The organism is Sporosarcina sp. Y838, assembly GCF_056786515.1.
Genome location: NZ_JBXCJD010000009.1, coordinates 66,513 through 88,178, shown reverse-complemented (window position 1 = coordinate 88,178; position 21,666 = coordinate 66,513). Strand labels below are relative to the sequence as shown.

General features: G+C 43.2%; 19 protein-coding genes and 1 tRNA gene. 6 read left to right on the top strand and 14 right to left on the bottom strand.

The window, feature by feature from the left end; translation table 11 throughout:
• Positions 1-505: 505 nt before the first annotated feature.
• From AC1TO4_RS13100 to AC1TO4_RS13070, 7 genes are all read right to left on the bottom strand, one after another.
• A complete protein-coding gene (locus AC1TO4_RS13100) occupies positions 506-1,210 on the bottom strand; it encodes a DNA alkylation repair protein (RefSeq protein WP_482105693.1) in 705 nt (234 codons plus the stop codon).
• A 106-nt stretch (positions 1,211-1,316) separates the two neighbouring features.
• The gene (locus AC1TO4_RS13095; RefSeq protein WP_482105692.1) at positions 1,317-2,507 is read right to left on the bottom strand and encodes a glycine C-acetyltransferase; all 1,191 of its coding nucleotides are present in this window, start codon (positions 2,505-2,507) and stop codon (positions 1,317-1,319) included.
• A gap of 214 nt (positions 2,508-2,721) precedes the next feature.
• Positions 2,722-3,789, bottom strand: a complete 1,068-nt coding sequence (locus AC1TO4_RS13090; protein WP_482105691.1) for a hypothetical protein — start codon at positions 3,787-3,789, stop codon at positions 2,722-2,724.
• Between the two features lie 87 nt (positions 3,790-3,876).
• Positions 3,877-4,509: a YczE/YyaS/YitT family protein gene (locus AC1TO4_RS13085; RefSeq protein WP_482105690.1), complete on the bottom strand. Its 633-nt coding sequence runs from the start codon at positions 4,507-4,509 to the stop codon at positions 3,877-3,879.
• Between the two features lie 97 nt (positions 4,510-4,606).
• Entirely contained in the window at positions 4,607-5,098 is a 492-nt protein-coding gene (gene ybaK / locus AC1TO4_RS13080; protein WP_482105689.1) for a Cys-tRNA(Pro) deacylase, read from the bottom strand.
• A 62-nt stretch (positions 5,099-5,160) separates the two neighbouring features.
• Positions 5,161-5,763 carry a hypothetical protein gene (locus tag AC1TO4_RS13075; protein ID WP_482105688.1) on the bottom strand — a complete coding sequence of 201 codons (603 nt, stop codon included), beginning with the start codon at positions 5,761-5,763 and terminating at the stop codon, positions 5,161-5,163.
• A gap of 101 nt (positions 5,764-5,864) precedes the next feature.
• Positions 5,865-8,039, bottom strand: a complete 2,175-nt coding sequence (locus AC1TO4_RS13070) for a DNA topoisomerase III (protein ID WP_482105687.1) — start codon at positions 8,037-8,039, stop codon at positions 5,865-5,867.
• A gap of 1,291 nt (positions 8,040-9,330) precedes the next feature.
• On the opposite strand from AC1TO4_RS13070, the gene AC1TO4_RS13065 reads away from it, so the two are divergent.
• Together AC1TO4_RS13065 and AC1TO4_RS13060 are read left to right on the top strand one after the other, a co-directional pair.
• The gene (locus AC1TO4_RS13065; protein ID WP_482105686.1) at positions 9,331-10,407 is read left to right on the top strand and encodes a PseG/SpsG family protein; all 1,077 of its coding nucleotides are present in this window, start codon (positions 9,331-9,333) and stop codon (positions 10,405-10,407) included.
• 23 nt (positions 10,408-10,430) lie between these two features.
• Positions 10,431-10,616, top strand: a complete 186-nt coding sequence (locus AC1TO4_RS13060; RefSeq protein ID WP_482101188.1) for an SE1832 family protein — start codon at positions 10,431-10,433, stop codon at positions 10,614-10,616.
• A 115-nt stretch (positions 10,617-10,731) separates the two neighbouring features.
• Here the strand turns inward: AC1TO4_RS13060 and AC1TO4_RS13055 are convergent, their stop codons facing one another.
• The 3 genes from AC1TO4_RS13055 to AC1TO4_RS13045 form a co-directional block, all read right to left on the bottom strand.
• Entirely contained in the window at positions 10,732-12,192 is a 1,461-nt protein-coding gene (locus tag AC1TO4_RS13055) for a phospholipase D family protein (RefSeq protein ID WP_482105685.1), read from the bottom strand.
• 96 nt (positions 12,193-12,288) lie between these two features.
• Positions 12,289-12,834, bottom strand: a complete 546-nt coding sequence (locus AC1TO4_RS13050; protein WP_482105684.1) for an RNA polymerase sigma factor — start codon at positions 12,832-12,834, stop codon at positions 12,289-12,291.
• A 322-nt stretch (positions 12,835-13,156) separates the two neighbouring features.
• On the bottom strand, positions 13,157-14,395 hold the full coding sequence (locus AC1TO4_RS13045) for a hemolysin family protein (RefSeq protein WP_482105683.1): 1,239 nt from the start codon (positions 14,393-14,395) through the stop codon (positions 13,157-13,159).
• 180 nt (positions 14,396-14,575) lie between these two features.
• Between AC1TO4_RS13045 and AC1TO4_RS13040 the strand changes: the two genes are divergently transcribed.
• A complete protein-coding gene (locus AC1TO4_RS13040) occupies positions 14,576-15,958 on the top strand; it encodes a dipeptidase (RefSeq protein WP_482105699.1) in 1,383 nt (460 codons plus the stop codon).
• 134 nt (positions 15,959-16,092) lie between these two features.
• Here the strand turns inward: AC1TO4_RS13040 and AC1TO4_RS13035 are convergent, their stop codons facing one another.
• The gene (locus AC1TO4_RS13035) at positions 16,093-16,689 is read right to left on the bottom strand and encodes a nitroreductase family protein (protein WP_482105682.1); all 597 of its coding nucleotides are present in this window, start codon (positions 16,687-16,689) and stop codon (positions 16,093-16,095) included.
• A gap of 166 nt (positions 16,690-16,855) precedes the next feature.
• Here AC1TO4_RS13035 and AC1TO4_RS13030 point away from each other — a divergent pair, with 166 nt between their 5' ends.
• Complete coding sequence (locus AC1TO4_RS13030; RefSeq protein ID WP_482101193.1) at positions 16,856-17,701, top strand: DegV family protein; 846 nt, start codon at positions 16,856-16,858, stop codon at positions 17,699-17,701.
• 77 nt (positions 17,702-17,778) lie between these two features.
• On the opposite strand, the gene AC1TO4_RS13025 is transcribed toward AC1TO4_RS13030, so the two are convergent.
• The 3 genes from AC1TO4_RS13025 to AC1TO4_RS13015 all read right to left on the bottom strand — a co-directional run bounded on the left by AC1TO4_RS13025 (position 17,779) and on the right by AC1TO4_RS13015 (position 19,949).
• A complete protein-coding gene (locus AC1TO4_RS13025; protein WP_482105681.1) occupies positions 17,779-18,264 on the bottom strand; it encodes an amidase domain-containing protein in 486 nt (161 codons plus the stop codon).
• Between the two features lie 293 nt (positions 18,265-18,557).
• Complete coding sequence (glpX, locus tag AC1TO4_RS13020; RefSeq protein WP_482105680.1) at positions 18,558-19,526, bottom strand: class II fructose-bisphosphatase; 969 nt, start codon at positions 19,524-19,526, stop codon at positions 18,558-18,560.
• Positions 19,527-19,876: 350 nt separating this feature from the next.
• Positions 19,877-19,949 (bottom strand) — tRNA-Ala (locus AC1TO4_RS13015).
• Positions 19,950-20,018: 69 nt separating this feature from the next.
• On the opposite strand from AC1TO4_RS13015, the gene AC1TO4_RS13010 reads away from it, so the two are divergent.
• Together AC1TO4_RS13010 and AC1TO4_RS13005 are read left to right on the top strand one after the other, a co-directional pair.
• Complete coding sequence (locus tag AC1TO4_RS13010; protein ID WP_482105679.1) at positions 20,019-21,038, top strand: DUF2804 domain-containing protein; 1,020 nt, start codon at positions 20,019-20,021, stop codon at positions 21,036-21,038.
• A 147-nt stretch (positions 21,039-21,185) separates the two neighbouring features.
• Complete coding sequence (locus tag AC1TO4_RS13005) at positions 21,186-21,656, top strand: YusW family protein (RefSeq protein ID WP_482101197.1); 471 nt, start codon at positions 21,186-21,188, stop codon at positions 21,654-21,656.
• Positions 21,657-21,666: the final 10 nt, after the last annotated feature.

The window sequence follows — 21,666 nt, the reverse complement described above, 5'->3', positions numbered from 1 at the left end:
CATGGACACCCTTGCGTTAAGCTAACTGTTACTTCTGCCTTCACAGTTCGGGACTTGCACCCTATAGACTACGCCCATGCTGGGCGCACTCAAAAAAGCCCTCAATATTGGAGGGCTTTTCGTTTGTATAAGTATGTGCTTGAAATAGCAAGGTTACTCTTTTATTAACGAGGGCACTGAATAAGTCCGATTTCCTTCAATCCCGTTGATTTCCGTTCCGAGCGGACGCTTTCCGCGGGCACGGCTTCAGCCAATCGAACAGCAAAGGGTTCGATTTACCGCATTTCTGCGTTCTTTGCAGAAATTAAGGCATTCTTGCCCCGTGCTGCCAACGCTAACGCTTTTGGTCGCAAAAGCCGTACTGCGTGACGGCTTTTCCTGTGGGGTCTTCAGCTATGGAAGAGTGAACTTCTTTCTCTTCCTAGCTGTTCCCGCTGGAGTCGCCGCTCTTCACTACAATCAACTAGTACTTATTATTATAAAGAACTTTTTCAGTGGCCTCCTATTAACAGCGGACTGTTTTCTTTTTCTTCGGTTCACCGCGCTCAAGTATTTTGTTAATATATTCTGTTGCAAGCGGGACCTTACATGCCGTATTTCCAACGTCGACATGTACTTTCCCGACAATTTCTGCAACATTGTTTGCTGCATCACGAAGTTCAGGTACATAGGCCCCAACACAGATGATAAATTGATTCATATTGTAACGTACTCGATTTGGTGCGTCGTGTATTGAATCACGGATTTCCAGCAAGAGTGAATTTATTTCATCCAAGTCCAGTTCTTCCGCCCCTGCATACGTTACGTAGTTTGAATACGTGCTCCAACCCGCGACCGCTGTCATTTCACGGTCAGATTTCATCCATTCACGTGCAAGTTTTAACGCATTTGGACTTTCCGCTGTTACCCAACCGACTGCACTTTCTGCGATTAGATACCAAGTTGCCGCAGCACTCCACCGCCCGAGATCATCTTCAGTCATCAATTTCGGATCCACCGCAAGCGCTGCAAGGTACATTGCATCGGAATTACCTGTGTCGTAAAGACGAAGTACCAGTTCATGATCTTTTTTAATATGCTTCAAAACCTTTTTCAAATCCCCCACACGCACCCCAAATAATGGTTCAGTTGCACCGTGATTTAAGAACGTATTCTTCGTCTGTTCGTTGCCGAATTCTTTTAGTTGCTGCATCACTTCTTCGAATATCATGCGCTTCGCTCCTTTACCTAGATCATTTCCATAGTTATCTGCCCATCAAACCTCTTACCAAAGAACCCCAGATAGCTCATGTGCGCCACCTGGGATTCAATCTTTATTATGAAATTACATTGAGTTCTTTACCGACTTTTTCATAAATCGCAAGTGCTTCGTCGAGCATTTCTTTTGTATGTGCAGCGGTCGGCATGTTGCGGACGCGGCCTTTTCCTTTAGCGACCGTCGGGAAGACGATTGACTTGGCGTAGACGCCTTCTTCAGCTAGGCGTTTTGAAAATTGCTGTGTCAGCTTTTCTTCACCGATGATACATGGTGTGATTGGTGTTTCGGATACACCAATATTGAAACCTAATTTCTTAAGTCCTGCTTTTAAATAATTCCCATTTTCCCAAAGTTTATCATGTAGCTCTGTCGATTCTGATATCTTGTCCAACGCGCCCATGATTGCTGCGATATCTCCTGCAGGCAGTGACGTGGAGAATAGGAATGGACGTGAACGGACTTTCAACCAATCAATTAATTCCTGCGTACCTGCAACGTAGCCGCCAACGACGCCGATTGCTTTTGACAGAGTACCCATTTGAAGGTCGATCTCTTTTTCAAGACCGAAATGTTTGACGGTTCCTTTACCTTTACCGGTGACGCCTGAACCGTGCGCATCGTCAACATACGTGATCAAATCGAATTCCTTCGCGACTTCGACGGCTCCAGGAAGGTTGGCAATATTGCCGTCCATTGAGAATACGCCATCTGTAATATACATTACTTTTTCATAGAGACCGGACTCCGTCGCTTCTTTCGCTTTGGCACGGAGGTCGTCCATGTCTTGGTGTTTGACGCGGATAACTTTCGCACCAGAAAGGCGACAGCCGTCAATGATGGATGCATGATTTAATTCATCCGAAAGAATTGCATCTTTTTTAGTCATAACAGCGGAAATTGCCGCCATATTACAGTTGAAGCCTGATTGGTAAGAAATCGCCGCTTCCGTTCCTTTGAATTCAGCAAGCTTTTTTTCTAGCTCAACGTGAATATCAAGCGTCCCGTTAATGGTACGGACCGCTCCTGCACCTACACCGTATTTTTCAGTCGCGGCAATTGCTAGCTTTTTCAAATCTTCGTCTGTTGCAAGTCCTAAATAGTTATTAGAGGATAAGTTAATAAGGTCTTTACCTTTAATCTTAATAATGGGGCCGTTTGGTCCTTCAATAGGATCAATTTCATTGTAAAGTCCTTGATCACGAAGCTCTTTTAAATTTTCCTCTAAAAATGTATGGAGTACTTTTGACAAAGTAATCTTCCTTTCAAACAAATGATACCTTCATTTTACCATACGACTGGCCCTGTCGCAGAATGTGCATCCTAGATCAATCACGCCTCGCTGTGATTGATCTAGGATGCACTTGGGTTGGCGTCGCCTTTCCACTCCCTGAAGGCATAACTTAAGTGAGAGACTTCTATAGCTGAAACTTCACTTTCAGTAAAAAATGATTTTCTGAATGAAATTAAATCAAATCCAGAAGTGTTTTTGTTTTTTTCTCGAATACAGGGGTGATAATAGCAGAATCCATTATGACTTTCATGCTGTTCTCAGCTTGTGCATAGGACTGCATATAGCCAGTCGCATCAAGCATTTTTTCTGCATAGACTTCACGAATTATACCAATCTCCTCTTCTGCCCCTGCATCTTCTTCACACATACGCACAAGGTCAAGTATTTCGTCACCCGGGCGCTCCAACTCGTAAACATGCGGCATGGTTGCATCAATCAGACAAACCGATAGCTCAGGAAATAATACGAGATCGACTCCTGATGGATCTAGTCCACACCAGCCATATTGGACGTCAAATCCGCGTTTTTCCGCTTCAGCCCCTAGACTTTTCATGAGCGTCGATTTTCCTGTTCCCGGCAGTCCTTTTATAAGAATACGTCTTTCTGTTCGTTTCGTAATGGAGGTAATGAAATCCTTTGCCCCTCCAGATGTCAGCGATCCGATTAGTCTGTGGGAAATAGCGGTTTCCTTATTTAGCTTTATCTTCCCAAACAGTTCTTCTTTCAGCGCTTCTATTTGATGCACATGGACATCCCACATCATTCGTTTGATATTCACTGCTTCCCAATCGTCATGAATTCCTTTTGCATCCTCAAGTGACTGCAACGCTTTTTTTAGAGCAATACCCGATTCTTTCAATAATTTCACAATCGAACCATTCTGTTCGCGTAATTTCACTTCATCATACACATCGTAAAAACTGATCACTTTGTGTTTACCGCCAATATCCGTCGGCTCGAGTGCAACCGGATGAGAAGCTTGAAGAATCAGCACATCTGGTCCTTTTATATAGATTGCATCTGTTTTGTCAGGTTGTACAGGATCCATGAACCGTTCTACATTATAGCCTTGTTTAACGTAATATGCCGCCACTTCATTCAACACAGTTGAAATTGCGTTTGTCGGAGGACATTTTAGAAATAACGTTTGTGAGGCAGCTGTAATCAGATTGTCGTATTTGTGAGTGATTCCCGCACCTGTATAGGCTGTCCCCATATATTGGGTTATCGTTCCATTCATGCGTATCATCCTTTCTGTACATACGATTAACCTATGCACAGACAATAAAAAAAAGCACGGCTTGGCAGCACATGCTTAAATGTTTTTTCAGAATGTTATTTCCTCTTCACTCTTACCTATAATTCTCATCAAATACTTCCGGCTTTGCGGCAGAGTATAATGGGCGACCTGTCCTAAAAATAGCGCGATTAGTACCGTCCCAATTCCAACCGGACCACCAAATAGCCATCCGACGAGTGCTACAACGACTTCGAGTGTCGTCCGGATTTTCTTCACGCTTGCCCCTGTTTTCTGAACAAAGACGAGCATAAGACTATCCCGCGGGCCCGCGCCGATATTTGGTGAAATATAAATCCCAATGCCATATCCCATAACAATTACACCCGCTGAGAACATAAGTATTTGCGCACCCAACGAAGTGATATCCGGCAGCAGCCAATTGAATAAATCGATAAATAGACCAATTGAAATCATATTCAACCATGTACCAATCTTCGGCCATTCTTTCAAAACAGCGGCAGTTGCAATGATAATAATGAATCCCGTAATAATTCCCCATGTGCCAATCGTCAAACCGAAGTTTTTGTACAATCCAACATGCAATACATCCCACGGAGCAATTCCAAGTTTTTGACCTTTAATCGTCATTGAAATACCCAGTGACATGATCATCATTCCTATAAAAAAGAATGCCCATCTCCATATTAATATCTTTCTCATATAAGTCCTTCTTCCCATACTAAAAGACATTCACACCTTGCGTGAATGCCGTCCTCTTTGTCTATTCATTATAGCACGCCTCATGTCCTTGAAATTATTAATCCTTCACAATGTCGTGAAAAGATGCATCTGTCACACGAGACAGCTCTGCCGGAATCAGCTTCACCTGCAAGCCGGGTTTGCCTGCACTGACAATCATCCATTCTAGACTTTCTGCCGACTTATCGATGAACGTCGGGTACTTTTTCTTCATCCCAACTGCCGAACAACCTCCACGTACATAGCCCGTTTCCTTCGTCAAGTCTTTCAAAGGAAGCATCTCGAGCTTTTTCACACCTGACGCCCTTGCAGCTTTTTTCAAATCCAATTCTGCAGCTACGGGCACCAAAAAGACCAATAGTTCCCGAGGTCCTACAATTGTAACCAGCGTTTTATAAACTGTCTCGACGGATTGCTTCGTTTTTTCCGCAACGGAAATACCGTCCACCAATCCATCGTTCACTTCATACTCCATCAATTCGTAGGATACATTTTCCCCATCCAAAATGCGTACTGCATTCGTTTTCACTTTTTTATTCTGTTTAGCCATCCACTCATCTGTCCTTTCAAAAAACGAAAAGGCCGCCATTGTCAGGCGACCCTACTTATTCCTCATGCAATTTTATAGAAACTAGGTTGATCATTTTCGAATCCTTTCAGTTTCATTTGAACTTGGAAAGAGTAAGTTGAAATCGCCTGTTCATAACGTTTCTGCATGATAAGTACTTCACGATCGAGAGCAGAGGGAAGTTCCATGGATGCCATTTTTACTGACTCAGCTTCTTCACGTACAGTTGCAGACTCGATTTCAGATTGTGCTCGATTGTGTAGCATTATTTGAGCTTCTGTCCGCATGATTTTTGCCGATGCTGTTGCTGCTAGCTGGTAATCGGCCGTCGTCGGTTCAGGTTCTGAAATCGCTTCAGCCCGCACACTTCTCCAAACGTCAATCGTTTCTTCAAGGGTTTTTCCAATCGGCAATGTGATTTGCTTCATTTGCCCTCCGTTAAGTCGTTGAAATTCTTGACGCTCTGTGTGAACGATTCCTGAGTCTTTCTTCTCAGTCAATAAAACTTCCAGATTTTCAACTGTCTTCTGGTTCTGACCATTATATTGTACATTGCGACTGTAAGCATTCTCTGCATTTCTGCGCCTCAATGTATCATATCGCTGGATAGGATCACTCGCTGTCACTTGAGTCATAACGGCATTCATATAACTTCACCTCCAATTCAGTGTTATTCTCAAAATTCTAGTAACAATATTATACCCGACTATTACAGATTGATAAACCCAACCAAAGCGCTAAGCTAGTATTACTTATCGAATAGTTTCTTTAGCGCATCCGCCATTGCAGTATTCTCCAACTCTTCTGGCGCGCCCTGTTTCTTCATGTATTTCTGGACATCACGTTTGTCCGCTTTTTTGCCGCCCGAACTTGCCCTGCGTTTTTCAAATGCCGATAACTTCTCACGGTGCCCACATTTACAGACAAAAATCCGTCCATCTCCCTCTCCGCGCATCTCCAATTTCTTTTTACAAACTGGACATCTGGCATTCGTCAGCATGGAGACGTTCTTCCTGTGTCCACACTCACGGTCTTGACAGACAAGCATCTTACCGCGCTTACCGTTAACTTCTAACAATAGCTTTCCACATTCAGGACAAGCTTTGCCTGTAACATTGTCATGCTTGTATTTTTTATCATCTGTTTTAATTTCAGTGACGGTCTGTTTTGAAAAACCAATCATATCTTTCATGAACTCTTCTTTTTTCATCTGACCATTGGCGATTTTCGTCAGTCCCTGTTCCCATTCCGCCGTCAATGCGGGTGACTTTAAATCTTCCGGAACGAGTTCAAGTAGTTGGCGCCCTTTGGACGTCGTATAAATATCATTGCCCTTTTTCTCCATCACGAATGAGTTGAAAAGCCGCTCGATGACATCAGCCCGTGTTGCAACCGTGCCGAGTCCGCCTGTTTCGCCGATTGTTTTAATGAGTTCTTTAGATTCACCTTGCATGAACTGTGAAGGATTCTCCATTGCTGCGAGCAAAGTTCCTTCATTGAATCTCGCAGGCGGTTTCGTTTGACCATTCGTCATAACGATTGCCTGGATTTTCACTTCCTCGCCTTTTGAAAATGGAGGAAGCGTATCTGTATCTACCTCTTCTTCCTCTGTCGAATAAACTTTTTTCCATCCTTCATCCGTAACCGTACGGCCTTTTGCTTTAAACATTTCTCCACCAACTGCGAGTTCCGCCGTCACTTGGTTATAACGAAACGGACCGAAGAAAACAGCCAGAAAACGCTTGACGATTAAGTCATATAAACGCTGCTCTTTATCAGACAAGTTTTGAAGAATCGGAGTTTCCTCTGTCGGAATAATAGCATGATGATCTGAAACCCGTTTGTCATCGATGACACCCTTCTGCGGTTTTACAGTTCCTGCACGCAGCAATGTGTTAGTCGCCTTACGGTATGGTCCGATATCCACAGCTTTAATGCGCTCTTTCAATGTACTTTCCATATCCGATGTTAAATGCTTCGAATCGGTACGCGGATATGTCACGGCTTTATGGCGTTCATATAGATTCTGTAGCGTCGATAGCGTCTCTTTCGCTGACCACGACCAGCGGCGGTGCGCTTCTTTTTGCAACTCTGTCAAATCGAAAAGATGAGGTGCCGGCTGTGACTTCGGTGCCGTTTTCACGTCCGTTACTTTTCCTGCATTCACTCCATCGATTTTACCAAGCAACTTTTCGACTGTTTCTTTATCAAACGACTGTGTTTGGCCTGCTGAATCGCTCCAAGTAAATTTCGAGGTTTCCGTCAATGCCTGCATGCCATAGTAGGATTTCGGCTTGAAGTCTCGAATCTGATTTTCCCGTTCTGCAATCATAGCAAGTGTCGGTGTTTGAACGCGTCCCGTTGACAATTGAGCATTGTATTTCACCGTCAGCGCACGCGTCGCGTTAATACCGACAACCCAATCCGCTTCTGCACGAGCTACTGCCGCCTGATATAGATTTTCATAGGCACGTCCGTCTTTCAAGTTATTGAAACCGTCCTTGATGGCTTTATCGGTGACCGATGATATCCATAACCGTTTGACAGGCTTGCGGACTTTTGCCTGTTCCAAAATCCAGCGTGCCACAAGCTCCCCTTCACGCCCAGCATCTGTCGCGATAATGATATCCTTCACATCGTTGCGATTCAGCTGTGCTTTAACCGTATCGAATTGTTTCATCGTTTGGCGAATCGGTACTAGTTTGAATGGCTGAGGAATAATCGGTAAGTGCTCTAGCTTCCACTCTTTGAATTCATTGCCATAGCCTTCTGGATCTGCGTGTGTCACAAGATGGCCAAGTGCCCATGTGACTATATAATTTGTGCCTTCAAGAAATCCGTTCCCTTTTTTATTGCAACCAAGCACTCGTGCAATATCGCGAGCCACGGACGGCTTTTCAGCTAGTACAAGTGATTTAGACATAAGTATTTCCCCTTTCTTCATAGTTCAATTATACGGTAGAACGTGAAGGGATGCATGTCGGGTGAATGAAACCGGATTCTTTAGAGAGAAAATCGCTCCTAAACCAAGTAGGTAATTTTCCATATCTGTCTAAGTTGAACAAATGAATGCAGGAGAGAACTGGAAAAGTCCTAAGAGATAAGAGTGAATCAGAAATTCTGCTAATACCGCTTCAGCGCTTTGTGGATGCCTCCCGCGATAAGCCGGAAAGGAGCCCGCTTTCAGTCTTATCGCTCCGGCTACCACGAAGTCGCACCTTCGCTAGATGGTCTATGTTACAAAGCACATTTCTTTATCGGGGTTTAAACCTACAACCTATCTAATTCACTACTATTTAGGTTGCAATATAGAATACTGTACATAAACCGAGCGAATCCATTTAACATCAGTCCCAATACAATGGACAGGATTAGAAGTCCCGTTAACACCGCTTCGACGCTTTGTGGATGCCTCCCGCGCTAAGCCGGAAAGAAGCCCGCTTTCAGTCTTATCGCTCCGGCTACCACGAAGTCGCGCCTTCGCTAGATGGTCTTGTTAGAGAGTCAATTTCGTTGATGGGGATTAGGCTTGCAATCCATAATGCACCTTTCTTGAATAAAATTAGTATCAAATAGCGATCACATTATAATTTCAGTCTATACATCTCAAAATAAAAACTCCCCTGATAATGTACACCCTAGCGCAAGCGCGACAAGGGGTCGCCGAAGCCCTGAGACTGGATGCGAAGCGCTAATCCAGGCTCATGGCCAGAGGCATCCCCAAAGCGCCAAGCGGTGTAAAATCTACAATCCGACTCACAACTCTGTCAATAATGTACACACCAGCGCAAGCGCGACAAGGGGTCGCCGAAGCCCTGAGACTGGATGCGAAGCGCTAATCCAGGCTCAGGGCCAGAGGCATCCCCAAAGCGCCAAGCGGTCTACAATCCACACTCCGAATTACTGCTCTCACTTAATAATGTACACCCTAGCGCAGGCGCGACAAGGGGTCGCCGAAGCCGTGAGACTGGATGCGAAGCGCCAATCCAGGCTTAGGGCCAGAGGCATCCCCAAAGCGCCAAGCGGTCTATAATCCACACTCCGAACCACAACTACTTCTGAATATTGAGCACCGCAGCGGATTCAACTGGATTCTTCTTCTCAACATTTATAGTAAAAAAACCGTAGTTTACCATATCATTCATTTCAATCTATTAGATATATACATAACTCATTCGTCCAATACATATGGTAATAGGGATGAATTTAACAATTTGCATGAAAGGGTGATTCCAATAAACGAACAACAAAAGAAAATCGTAGCTATCCATATTTCCAGCTCGGACGGAAAGGGGACATACCCCGCACGCAGAGCAGCCATGATTGCAAAAACTTTGGCTGAAGAAACAGATATCATCTTCCTTTGTGGTGCGGATTCCCCTCCGGTACCTAAGGGATTTAAATCAGTGCCTACCGAAACGCATAACCTTTTGTTACAGGCACTTTCAACTATTAAACCAGACTTACTCCTACGTGATAGCGGCTCAACAATACTAGAAGAAGTTGAAAAGATTGCTGAGCTTGTTCCCTCCATCATCCATTTCGATGATTTCGGTGATGGCGGTAAGAGTGCGGACCTGGTTTTTCAGACACTGTATGCCGAAACAAATGATAGTGTTCCCGACCATTATGTGCTTGGATGGGAGAGCTTCATTGGCGACGAACAAATGGCTTCATATAAACATATTGGTCTTCGCAAAGGCCAATCCGGCCCTCTCCCCCATCTCGTCATCACATTCGGCGATGAGGACTTGGGAAACTTGACTTACCGTGCATTGCGACACATTATGCAACTTCAGATTCCACTAAAAGTGACGGTTCTCATCGGTGAACACTATTCCCACGATGCAAGTGCACTTCAGATGATGGCTCTTGGAAGACGCAACACAGCTGTCGTAGAGCATCCGTACAATACTGCAGAGATATATGCATCCGCAGATATTATTTTGTGCGCATCTAGCTACATGCCATATGAAGTCGCGGTACTTGGCATCCCTTGCATCGTCCTCGCACAAAACGACTTCGAGCTGGGACTCGCATTTCCAAAAGACCAACACGGGTTCATACATCTTGGCCTCGGCCGTAAAGTGAAACAGTCCAGCCTGTTGAACGCCATCATGGAACCATTGCTGCACGATCCGCTGCGAAAAAAAGCGATTGCACGCCAAGCTGCACTCGGAATGGGCGACGGAAAAGACGCTGTCTGTGAAGCAATTCGCTATTATCTTGAATACCCAAAGCGTAATACTAGTGGCGGAGCAGGAAAAAAGACGTTTAATATGCTACACTGAGTAAAAACGAGGTGCCTTACTCTATGAACAAACGTCAAGTGGAATCAGCGATTGCTGAACTCAAAATGGACTATATTAATCTACAAGGTGATATCGAGAAGCTTGAGTCGACAGGCAATAATAGTTACGTCAAAAAAGCCGAACTTCGTCTTGCGACAATGGAAAATAATCTCGCAGAACTGAATAAGCAACTTGACGAGTTTGAATAACACAGCGCTGGAGTCTAGACACTGTTCCAGTTGAGAAACTTATACTTTCAAAGCTCAAAAAGAAGACTATCCTATGAATAAAAGGATAGTCTTTTTGATTTATACATATAAAAACTCAATAACTCGTCAGTTTAAACAGCTTCTGTAAACTGTAAATACCACGTTGGAAGAATGTGAATTCATCTTGGTACTCTTCCACGTCAAGCGTGTACATCGCATCTTCATTGTTCCATAGTCTATCGAAATAGGTGTCTATCTCACCAGTTAACTTACTGTCATTCTTTGCAATAACCCGAAGATTTGCTTCCAAGTTATAATCATCAAGCGTGCGTTCCGTTAGATTGGCAGATCCGTTCGAAATATACGTTTCATCTTTCGTTTGGACGACAACCAGTTTCGTATGATACTGCCCAATTACCGTATTGTACCAACGGACATCAATCTTCCCATCCGAATCTTCCACCATTTCCTGCACAACAGGCCTGTTCGGCAACCCAGATTTTTCATGACCAAAGGAGTTTTCATTCGGATCCAAAATCATTTTCACATCCACCCCACGATTCGCCGCATCGACGAGCGCATTGACTAGGTCCCTTTTTGAGATGAAAAACATACCAAGACGAATTTTGTCTCCTTTTTGTGATTTCGCAATATCAGCAAGAAGTGCATCTAGTATTTTTTTCTCAGTCAAGTACTGGACGGCATATTCTCCACCATCCGGCTCAGGCTCTTCGACGCGCGGCAATGTCCCTCCATTCGTATAGCGAAGGATCGCTTCTTCCGCTTCTAAAATATCGTTCAAGATAGTCCCCTTTACCTTCAATGCGATATTCCCATGAAACCCACTGGCGTTATGCGGATTCCCCGATGAAACAAGCGCTTCCTTATCCGTTACGACAGTCTTCCGGTGATTCGCTTTAACGTTTAGTAATGTTATATAGGAAGCCAGTGTCATTTTCGGAGCCTTACTTGACATGGCATTTGCAATCCATCCTGTTTTTTCAAAATCCATCCAACGAAATAGCATCCTGTAAAGCCCTGAATAGATTGGCGTTGAATCGCGAAGCGGGTCCAAATCTGTGTATACGACTTCAATCCCAACGTCTTCCATCATTGCGAACCATTCCATTTCGTAAGAACCGTATCCCGTGTTCAAAGGATCCGTGATAAAGATAATCGGCATATCTGGATTTTTCTCCTTTTTTGCCACCAGTTTCTCAGTCATTGTCTGTGCGATTTTAGGAAACTCTACTTCTTCATCAACATAATGATCAAATAAGAAATAATCGAGTACGATAAATTGCTCAGCCCGGTCAATCATTTGGTAAACTTCATCGAAAATAGCAAGCTCATGCACCATACCATCCCCGTCTTTATTTTGTGCATATGTCAAATCGGTAAACATTTCAACATCGTCCGTCCAGTGGATATCTCCTTCGAAAGAAATACCTTCGGGAAGCGGTTTATATGTATGCCATAAGATTACGCCTATGTAAATTAGGACAAACAGTAACAGCACAATTAGGGCAACCCGCTTCCGCCTGCTCCATCCCTTTTTCTTTTCTTTCTTTTCCATGGACATTTCCTCGTTTCAGCTTAATCTATCACTTACAGCTAGATTCCCCTTTTTGCTTTTCGACAAACAAAAAGCACAGCCCATTCGGCTGCGCTCTTAGGCAGTGACGTAGTCTTGCACTGCTGTATCTGCAATCATTAATTCTTTCAAATACTTTTTAGCGCGGAACAGTCTGGATTTCACTGTACCGATTGAGACCTTCATCACATCTGCAATTTCAATCAATGAATATTGATAGAAATAGAAATACTCGATGGTTGTTCTGTAAATGGCATCAAGTTCACCTATTTTTTGTTGAACGATGGATTGAATGTCATTCCGCTCAAGTAATTCCGCTGGAGTCAGACTGTCACTTGGAACCAAATCTAAAATAGGCACATCCAACGTTTCCGGTTGGTTCATCACATGTTTACTTCTTCTAACGTCTTTCCGGTACCGATCTCGGAATGTATTCATGCAAATGGTTGTTAACCATGCTTTCATATGTTCGACGTCGTCCATGCGATTGCTGTACCGTACGACCTTCACCCATACGTCCTGCATGAGGTCTTCTGCCTCTTCTCTGTTACGCGTCAACTTAAGGCATAGATGATATATGTAACGTCCGTATTCTTCATGCACCCCATTAAGATTTAAGTTCATAATATAACGCTCCCGTCTTCTATCTGTTGTTCTCATTATCAACAATTGAGACCTTTCAAACCATCGTATTCTCTTTCAGTACACTTACAAAGATGTAAGCTTGAACTGAAAAGCGTAAGCGGCCGTATAGACGCGGCAGGCATAAGACGGTCTGGCGAAGCGGCGCACTTTGCCGCACAGCCGGAACGGTTTATGACCTAGCGTCTGGCCGCTGCAGCTAGACACGAAAAGCGAAAGCGGCCGAATAGATGCGACGGGCATAAGACAATCTGAAAAAAGAAAATCCTTGTAACCATCGCCTGGTTACAAGGATTTTCATGTTTCATTCATTTTCTTCAGATCGAATCGCAATAGTCATTCGTATAATACGGTTGCGTTCCATTTCCTCAATTTCAAAACGCATATGATCGTATGTAAATCGTTCACCTTCTTCAGGAACATGACCAAGCTCTTGCAGAACAAATCCGCCAAGTGTTTCATGATCGGTCGGTAATTCAACGCCTAACAAATCCATCGCATCAACGATTTCGAGCCTTCCGTGACAAGTTAACATGTGTTCCGTTTTTCCATAGACAAGTACTTCTTCATCATCGTCCGTCTCATCTTCAATATCCTGGCCAATCATTTCTTCGATAATATCTTCATGTGTAATAACGCCAAGTGTTCCTCCGTATTCATCCAGAACAATAGCCATATGCTTCTTCTTCGCAAGCATCATCTTGAACACTTTTTCAACGCTAGCGGACTGCACTACGTAAAATGTATTGCGGTCAATCAACTCTCCAAGTGTCTGTTTAGGATTCATCGACCATCCGATTAGCATCTTCGAATAAAATACGCCTAAAATCGTATCCATGCTCTCTTCATAGACGGGATAACGTGTATAGGAATGCTCGAGAATTATATCACGTACTTCTTCGTAGGTTGCTTCAATCGGCAGCCCGATGATATCCATCCGGTGTGTTTCAAGGACGTCAGATACATCCTTTTCCGCAAAATCGAGTACTTCTTTCAATCGATTTGATTCTTCCATCTTGAATGTTCCTTCTATAGATGCAATGTCAACCATCGACCGGAGATCATCCTTGGTAAGTGTAGCTTTCGTCACCGCACCTTTTGAAATGATGCGGATGAAAATATTTGTGAACGTGCTCAGTAGTGATGTTAGCGGAGTCAATATTGTAATAAGAAGTGTAATTGTAGGTGAAACCATATAAGCGACACGCTCACTGAACGTTGCAGCAATCGTTTTCGGCAACACTTCACCGAAGACAATAATAATAACCGTCAGTATCCCTGTCCAAATACCGACACTTAGACCTTTGTCGATTGCTATAGTCGTAACGAGGGTCGGCATCATAATATTCGCGATATTATTTCCGATCAGAATCCCTGTAATCATACGGTCCGGTTTCGAAATCAGTTTCTGCAGCCTGATAGCCTGCTTGTCTCCCTGATTTGCACGAAACTGGACCTTTCTCCTTTTTACTGCTGTAAGAGCCGTTTCACTACCTGATAGGTAAAACGACATGAATAAAAAGAAGCCAAGTGCAATAAACAAAAGCAATTCCTCCCGGAAATAATATCATATTTGTATATTCGTCCAATTAATAACTTTCAAACAGTATACCATACCCTTCAGGTTATCGTTCGTCTTTCACGCTCAAAATCCCCACTTATCTGCTATACTATCCCTAATCAAAATTACTTGAAATGAGGAATTATATTGAATCATTTAGAGATGATTGACGGGTATTTTAAAGAAAAACGGGATGTACATTTAGGCCTATTAAAAGACTTTCTACGTATTCAAAGTATCAGCGCTTTATCCGACCATAAGGACGATATGCAACAAGCTGCAAAATGGTTGCTCGCTTCTTTCAAAAAAGCAGGTCTTGAAAACCTTTCAATTGATGAAACAGATGGACATCCCGTTGTGTATGGCGATTGGCTCCACGCAGAAGGAAAACCAACCATTCTCGTGTACGGACATTACGACGTGCAACCGGTCGATCCATTGAATTTGTGGACAAGCGGGCCATTCGAACCTGAAGTACGTGATAACAAATTATATGCGCGTGGTGCCAGCGATGACAAAGGACAAGTATTCATGCATGTTTTGGCTGTTGAAGCGCTTATTCAGAAAACGGGCGGATTGCCTGTCAATGTGAAATTCATCATTGAAGGTGAAGAAGAAATTGGCAGTCCAAATCTCGAGAAGTATATTAAGGCTAACCAGGACAAACTTGCAGCCGATGTTATCGTTATTTCCGATACAGGCATGCAAGGACCCGGACAACCCGCAGTTTGTTATGGACTTCGCGGCCTGAGCGGCGTTCAAATCGATATACAGGGCGCAAAAAGCGATCTTCATTCCGGCTTGTATGGCGGTGGCGTCCAAAATCCAATTCATGTACTTGCAGAAGTTCTTGCATCATTCCGAGATAGAGAAGGAACCATTGCCATAGAAGGGTTTTACGACAATGTACGCCCTCTATTAGACGGGGAACGCGAAGCTTATCAAGCGCTTGGCTTTGACGAAGACGAATTAAAAGAAGAAATCGGCGTAACAGAACTGTTCGGAGAAAAAGGGTATTCGTACCTGGAGCGTACCTGGACACGTCCGACACTTGAAATTAACGGCGTATTTGGCGGATTTTCAGGAGAAGGCATTAAAACAGTATTGCCTGCAGAAGCAGGCGCAAAAATCACATGCCGCTTAGTACCTGACCAGGATCCCGATGAAATCGTCGAGAAGTTGAAAGCGCATATCGAGAAACACAAACCGGTGGGCGCAACCGTGACAGTGACTGAATTCGATAAAGGAAAACCATTTATCACACCGTTTGACCACCCCGCTATCCAGGCGGCCGGTCGTTCATACGAAAAAGTATACAATGTACCGACTGCTTATACGCGTGGTGGTGGATCGATTCCAATTGTGGCGGCATTCGATGAAATTCTCAAGTTGCCAGTGGTCTTAATGGGCTTCGGTCTTTCATCAGAAAACTTCCACGCCCCAAACGAACATTTCCACTTGGAGAACTTCGACCAAGGTTTGCGCGTCATCAGCGATTACTACTATGAAATTGCCGGTTTTAACAAAGATGAATTGAAGAAGTAGTCCTATTCCGGATTCCCATTATGGGGATTCGGTTTTTGCTTACACAGCAGGATCATTATAAAAACCAGCGTTAAACATAAAAAAGCGTCCGTATTGCATGATTAAATGCAATGCGGACGCAAATCATTTCTATTTTACACTTCTTTTGCTTCTCCACTATCTCGTCCGTAATAGGTAACTAATTCTTCTAGTGGTTTACGGGGAGCGGCCTTTGGTATTTCATCAAAATAACCGAATTGGAGCATGCTAATAATACGCTCTCCTTGTTTAACACCTAGTTCTGCTCTGAATTTCGGATTATCGAGGAATCCGGGAGTTTTCCAACAAGTTCCAATCCCTTTATCCCACGCAAGTAGGTGTGTGTTCATTATGAACATGCTTGCTGCTGCGTAATCTTCCAGGCGTTCTTTCTGGCGCGCATCTTCAGGAACGACAACGAATGCAACAGCACCTGGACCCGTAAATTTCTTCATTTGCTGCGCTAGTGATTCTTCCGAAAGCTCTTTCCATTTAGGTACGCCATATTCTTTCAACACATCAAGGAATTTCACATATTCCTTATCTGCAGCTACAACAAAGCGCCATGGATTGCGATTGCCATGATTTGGCGCCCACGCCGCATCTTCCAACATTTCTGCAATGTTTTCCGGATCAACCGGTTGACCATTAAAGTTCTTTATTGAACGACGCGTAATAATCGCGTCTCTAACTGATAAGGCTTGCTCATTCATAAATCATGTCCCCTTTACTTATACTCCGACTATTATACCTTACCCGTTCCTCTTTTGCGAAAATGGCTGAACAGCAACGTCATTATTGTTTTCTGAATACAATTAAATACTTTTCATGGTATAGTAATAAAAGCATATATTCTAATAAAAAAGGATGGTTTTAATCATGACTAAGAAACCGCTTGCATGGATTGTGGACAGTACTGCCTTCGTTTCCGAGGAACTCAAACAACACCCGGACTTCTTTTCCGTTCCTTTAAATATACATTTCGGTGAAAAACAGTTTGTCGACGGTGTCGATCTAACACCTGAACAACTTTACGGTAAAATTAAAGATGCAAAAGAGTTTCCGAAAACTTCTCAACCATCAGCAGGTGAGTTTTCCGAAAAATTCAAGGAAATCGCGGAACATTATGAACAGGCAATCGCTGTTCACGTGTCGAGTAAAATGAGCGGGACACTTGCTTCTTCGACTGCTGGCGCTGAAATCGCAGGATTCCCTGTAACATTCATCGACTCCCTTTCACTATCCTACGGAATTACCGGGTTAATTGAACGAGGCATGGAAATGTACGATAAAGGTGCAACTGTCTCCGAAATCGAAAAACAACTGAACAAAATGACCGGAACCCTGCACATCTACATATTGATGGGGCAACTGGAACAACTTTACAAAGGCGGTCGAATGAACGGTGCGCAGTTCTTCCTCGGCAGTTTGTTGAAAGTGAAACCAATCGTTACCATTACGGCGAATGGCGAATTGGAACCGGTCGAAAAAGTTCGGTCCGAGAAAAAAGCACTTCAATACCTGGTCGATAAAGTAGCTGCAGAGCATCATCCCGGCAGAAAGACAGTTCACTTAATGCACGGCAATGTCATGAATCAGGCAATCCATTTGAAAAACCTTCTTACGGAGCAAGTACCCGGCCTTGAAGTGAAAATCGGAGATATTAGTTCCGTCCTCGCGGTTCATGCGGGAGAAGGAACGCTTGCCGTTTTATGGTTTGACTGAATTTAATAAAGCAGTCCGTTATTAATCGACGGACTGCTTTTTTATGTCTTGCCCTAGGTATCTGACACTCGTTCCCCTTATGAAAATTGGTCATTGATTTTAAAAAAGATGTAGCGCGCATTGGGTGTGCTGGCATACGAATCTTTGTATGCCCAGTGCCGGTGCCTTGCGTTATAAGTATGTGCATTGACGAGCGGAACCGCACCATCTTTCGCCGTAACAATCGTTGTATGATCAAATCTTCCATCGCCTTGAAAGTCATAGGCAATGACATCCCCTAACCCTAACTGCTCGGCAGATGAAACTTGTGTGGCCGTCAACCCTTTTTTCGAACCCGCCAAATACCATCGCAATGAATGCGCTACAGACCAGCTAAAACTCCATGTGCCGCCGCCGATCCACCAACCCCGCTCCCGATTCGGAGATCCATGCATTGGCGCTCCGCCCGCCCGCAAGCACTGCGAAATATAATTGGTACAATCTACATCGAATGTTGGATATGCTGGATTACGACTATCCCACCACGTATCGGCATAGCGGACGGCTGCTTCCCTGTTATACATCTTCAAACCCCTCCCTACGCCATCCTATGAATACAAAGCGGTTAGAATGCGTTTGGAGTGTCATTCGATGAACCGGAAGAGACGTAAAACGCTATCTTAGATGGCATTCCGAGTTCAAGCAGTATTATATATTCCTCAACAAAAAAAAGTGCCCGATTATTCCGGACACCTTTTGAAAACTATATGGAGCTTAGGGGACCCAAACTCCCGACCTTCACATTGCCAGCATTCTTATCTAGACTTTCAATATAAATGCTGTGTACTGGTCCAGATGTACAACAATAAAGACATCATTACTCTCCCAATACATATGGTTTATGTTCAAGGTGATGATGGGTTTTTATATATCGAACAGTCTTTGTTTTCGCTCGCATTACGATAGAATCCGTTTCTACTAAATCACCTCCGAGAAAACGAACTTCTTGCAGAATATCACCGGAAGAAACACCTGTAGCAGCGAATATAGCATCATCACCTGCTACAAGATCTTCTAATTTTAATACACGAGTCGGATCTTCTATTCCCATTTGCTGACAGCGTTTATATTCTTCTTCGTTGTCTGGAAGAAGTCTCCCTTGCATTTCCCCGCCTAGACATTTTAATCCAGCAGCTGCAATGACCCCTTCAGGAGCTCCACCAATTCCTACAAATAAATCCACGCCTGTATTTGGAAGACCTGTAGCAATCGCTGCACTAACGTCATTATCCGAGAAGAGTTTAACCCTAGCTCCTTTTTCACGTACACGATCAATTAAATCCTGATGACGTTCTCTTTCAAGTATCATAACAGTTACATCTTTAACCCGTTTGTTCGTTGCCCCTGCTACAATATCAATGGTTTTTTCAATAGGATCAGCTAAATTTATCTTCCCTGCAGCTAATGGTCCTACGGCTATTTTTTCCATATACATATCGGGTGCGTGAAGTAAATTACCCTTATCCGCAATTGCTAAAACTGTAATCGCATTGGAATATCCCTTTGCCACTATATTTGTCCCTTCCAAAGGGTCAACCGCAATATCAACTTCCGGGCCTTGACCTGTTCCTAGCTCTTCACCGATATATAACATAGGGGCTTCGTCCATTTCCCCTTCACCAATTACCACAGTTCCACGCATATTAATAGAATCAAATATAGTTCTCATGGCGGTAGTCGCTGCATCGTCAGCAGCTATTTTATTTCCTCTACCCATCCAACTTGCTGCTGCTAAAGCAGCCCCTTCAGTTACACGTACTACTTCTAATGCTAATTCACGTTCCATTACATCCACTCCTTATAATTAAACAGACTGAAAAAATCAGATATACTAAATTTCTTATTGAGTATAGCAAAAAATGAGCATTCATCTTAGTTATGTGATTTCCCTATTCCGACAACCTATTTTTCTGAATTAATAATAAAACGAGAGGAATAAGTCTAAATCATTTTTCAAGATAATAATGGAGAGTTCCGTTTAAACCATCTAGTGACTTCAAGATGCACAGTATGTTCCAGATACCTTCTACATATTCTTCCGTATCACAATAAACGTGATTGGTAATCAACCCACTAATATTAATATTGCACAAAAAAAGAGTGCTCGGATAAACCGAAACACTCTTAACTACTATATGGAGCATAGGGGGCTCGAACCCCTGACCTTCACACTGCCAGCGTGACACTCTCCCAGCTGAGCTAATGCCCCGAATCTTTGGTACAATAAGGATTATAGCAATAATATTCGAAAAAGACAATAGGCAGGGGGCACATCTACATGCAGCATGCAGAAAGAGAAATCACAGGACCTGTTGCGTTGTGTGACGATAAAGGGTTATTGAATCCAGAAGCAATCGGCTTCGCGCGTCACCCGTACATCCAAAGCAATTTAAAAAATCATTTCATGCGGAAGAAAAAGTGGAATTATTGGTGCGTGTACGGGGAAGATTTGCTGTTTTCTGTGACAATTAGCCATCTCGATTATGCCGCTGTCTGCTTTGTCTATATCTTAAATTACGAAACGCAACGATTCTATGAGAAACAAATTACAATTCCAATTGGACGCGCTGTCAAGATGCCTGAAAATGTGCTAGACAGTGTTAAATTTGTGAATGATAACCTAACCGTTCAGATTTTACATATCCAAGGTGAAACACATCTCTCCGTAACGATTCCTGACTTCGATAATGAAGTACTTCATGCGGATTTCCACATCGTTCATCCAGTTGACGATGAATCGTTGAATGTTGTTATCCCAAGAAACAGGGAAATTTTCCAATTCACAGCTAAGCACCATTCATTGCCGACCTCTGGCTTTGTTAAGATTGGTGAAAGACGGTATGACTTCAATCCTGATTACAGTTTCGCGGTTCTCGATTACGGCAGAGGCATATGGCCCCGTAAATCAGAGTGGAACTGGGCAATGGCATCTCAGCGTCTTGGTGGCCGCCGCATTGGGCTTAACTTTGGTGGAAAATGGACGGACGGAACAGGAATGACTGAAAATGCTGTATTTGTTAATGGCTTAATGACAAAAATCCATGAAGATGTTGTGTTTACATATGACTCGAAAAATTACATGGCCCCCTGGAAAATCCAGACCAAGTTTTCCGACAGTGTCAACATCACATTTACACCCTTTTTCGAAAGAGTCTCTACGATGAATGTCCGCTTGGTCCGTACCGAAGTCCATCAAGTCATCGGTTATTTCGACGGAAAGATACGCTTACATGACGGTTCCATTCTACAAATACGTAAGATGCTTGGTTCATCCGAAGAACACAACGCAAAATGGTAAATGCAAGATCTGACTTCGCACGCAATATCTCATTTTACACGCCGGCATTCATGTCGGCTTTTTCATTTGATATATGTATTTTGTTTAGAAAGCTGTATTATAGGCAAAATACATAAGAAGCTAACTATATGAAAGGTTGTGTGTATATTGAAAAAACAATATAGAATAGGTACATTTCTTTTAATCGGTGCATTGGTGTTGGGTGCATGTGGTAACCTCGGGAAAAATGCCGATGAACCTAACCGCGAAGACGCGGATATTATTCTTGAACGTGAGAAAGAAGGCGGAACCATCAATACAGGTAATGGTTATGGCTTCTCTTCATTTGATCTTGACATTGACGTAGGTGGAAAAGATGCAATCGAGGCAGACTATAATGTCCAAAAAAGTGCAGAAGCAGAGTATGAAAACAAATTGGAAAACATCAAGTTAAAAGACAGCGCAGCTATGGATGAGCTCCATTTATTCTTTTTAGATATCCGTATTATGAAGGATACGCCTAAACAAGAAGTAATCGACAATATCCTTAAGTGGTATCAACTGGACACATACTCAAAATTCGATCTTGAAGTCGATTTTGACGATGGTACGCTTCTCGATATAGAAGAAAAGAAGTAATTTATTTAAA

Bases quoted from the DNA above. Each gene is read 5' to 3' on its own strand.
- AC1TO4_RS13100 (WP_482105693.1), bottom strand. From the start codon at position 1,210: ATGATATTCGAAGAAGTGATGCAGCAACTAAAAGAATTCGGCAACGAA.
- AC1TO4_RS13090 (WP_482105691.1), bottom strand. From the start codon at position 3,789: ATGAATGGAACGATAACCCAATATATGGGGACAGCCTATACAGGTGCG.
- AC1TO4_RS13085 (WP_482105690.1), bottom strand. From the start codon at position 4,509: ATGAGAAAGATATTAATATGGAGATGGGCATTCTTTTTTATAGGAATG.
- ybaK (WP_482105689.1), bottom strand. From the start codon at position 5,098: ATGGCTAAACAGAATAAAAAAGTGAAAACGAATGCAGTACGCATTTTG.
- AC1TO4_RS13075 (WP_482105688.1), bottom strand. From the start codon at position 5,763: ATGAATGCCGTTATGACTCAAGTGACAGCGAGTGATCCTATCCAGCGA.
- AC1TO4_RS13070 (WP_482105687.1), bottom strand. From the start codon at position 8,039: ATGTCTAAATCACTTGTACTAGCTGAAAAGCCGTCCGTGGCTCGCGAT.
- AC1TO4_RS13060 (WP_482101188.1), top strand. From the start codon at position 10,431: ATGAACAAACGTCAAGTGGAATCAGCGATTGCTGAACTCAAAATGGAC.
- AC1TO4_RS13055 (WP_482105685.1), bottom strand. From the start codon at position 12,192: ATGGAAAAGAAAGAAAAGAAAAAGGGATGGAGCAGGCGGAAGCGGGTT.
- AC1TO4_RS13050 (WP_482105684.1), bottom strand. From the start codon at position 12,834: ATGAACTTAAATCTTAATGGGGTGCATGAAGAATACGGACGTTACATA.
- AC1TO4_RS13040 (WP_482105699.1), top strand. From the start codon at position 14,576: ATGATTGACGGGTATTTTAAAGAAAAACGGGATGTACATTTAGGCCTA.
- AC1TO4_RS13035 (WP_482105682.1), bottom strand. From the start codon at position 16,689: ATGAATGAGCAAGCCTTATCAGTTAGAGACGCGATTATTACGCGTCGT.
- AC1TO4_RS13030 (WP_482101193.1), top strand. From the start codon at position 16,856: ATGACTAAGAAACCGCTTGCATGGATTGTGGACAGTACTGCCTTCGTT.
- AC1TO4_RS13025 (WP_482105681.1), bottom strand. From the start codon at position 18,264: ATGTATAACAGGGAAGCAGCCGTCCGCTATGCCGATACGTGGTGGGAT.
- glpX (WP_482105680.1), bottom strand. From the start codon at position 19,526: ATGGAACGTGAATTAGCATTAGAAGTAGTACGTGTAACTGAAGGGGCT.
- AC1TO4_RS13010 (WP_482105679.1), top strand. From the start codon at position 20,019: ATGCAGCATGCAGAAAGAGAAATCACAGGACCTGTTGCGTTGTGTGAC.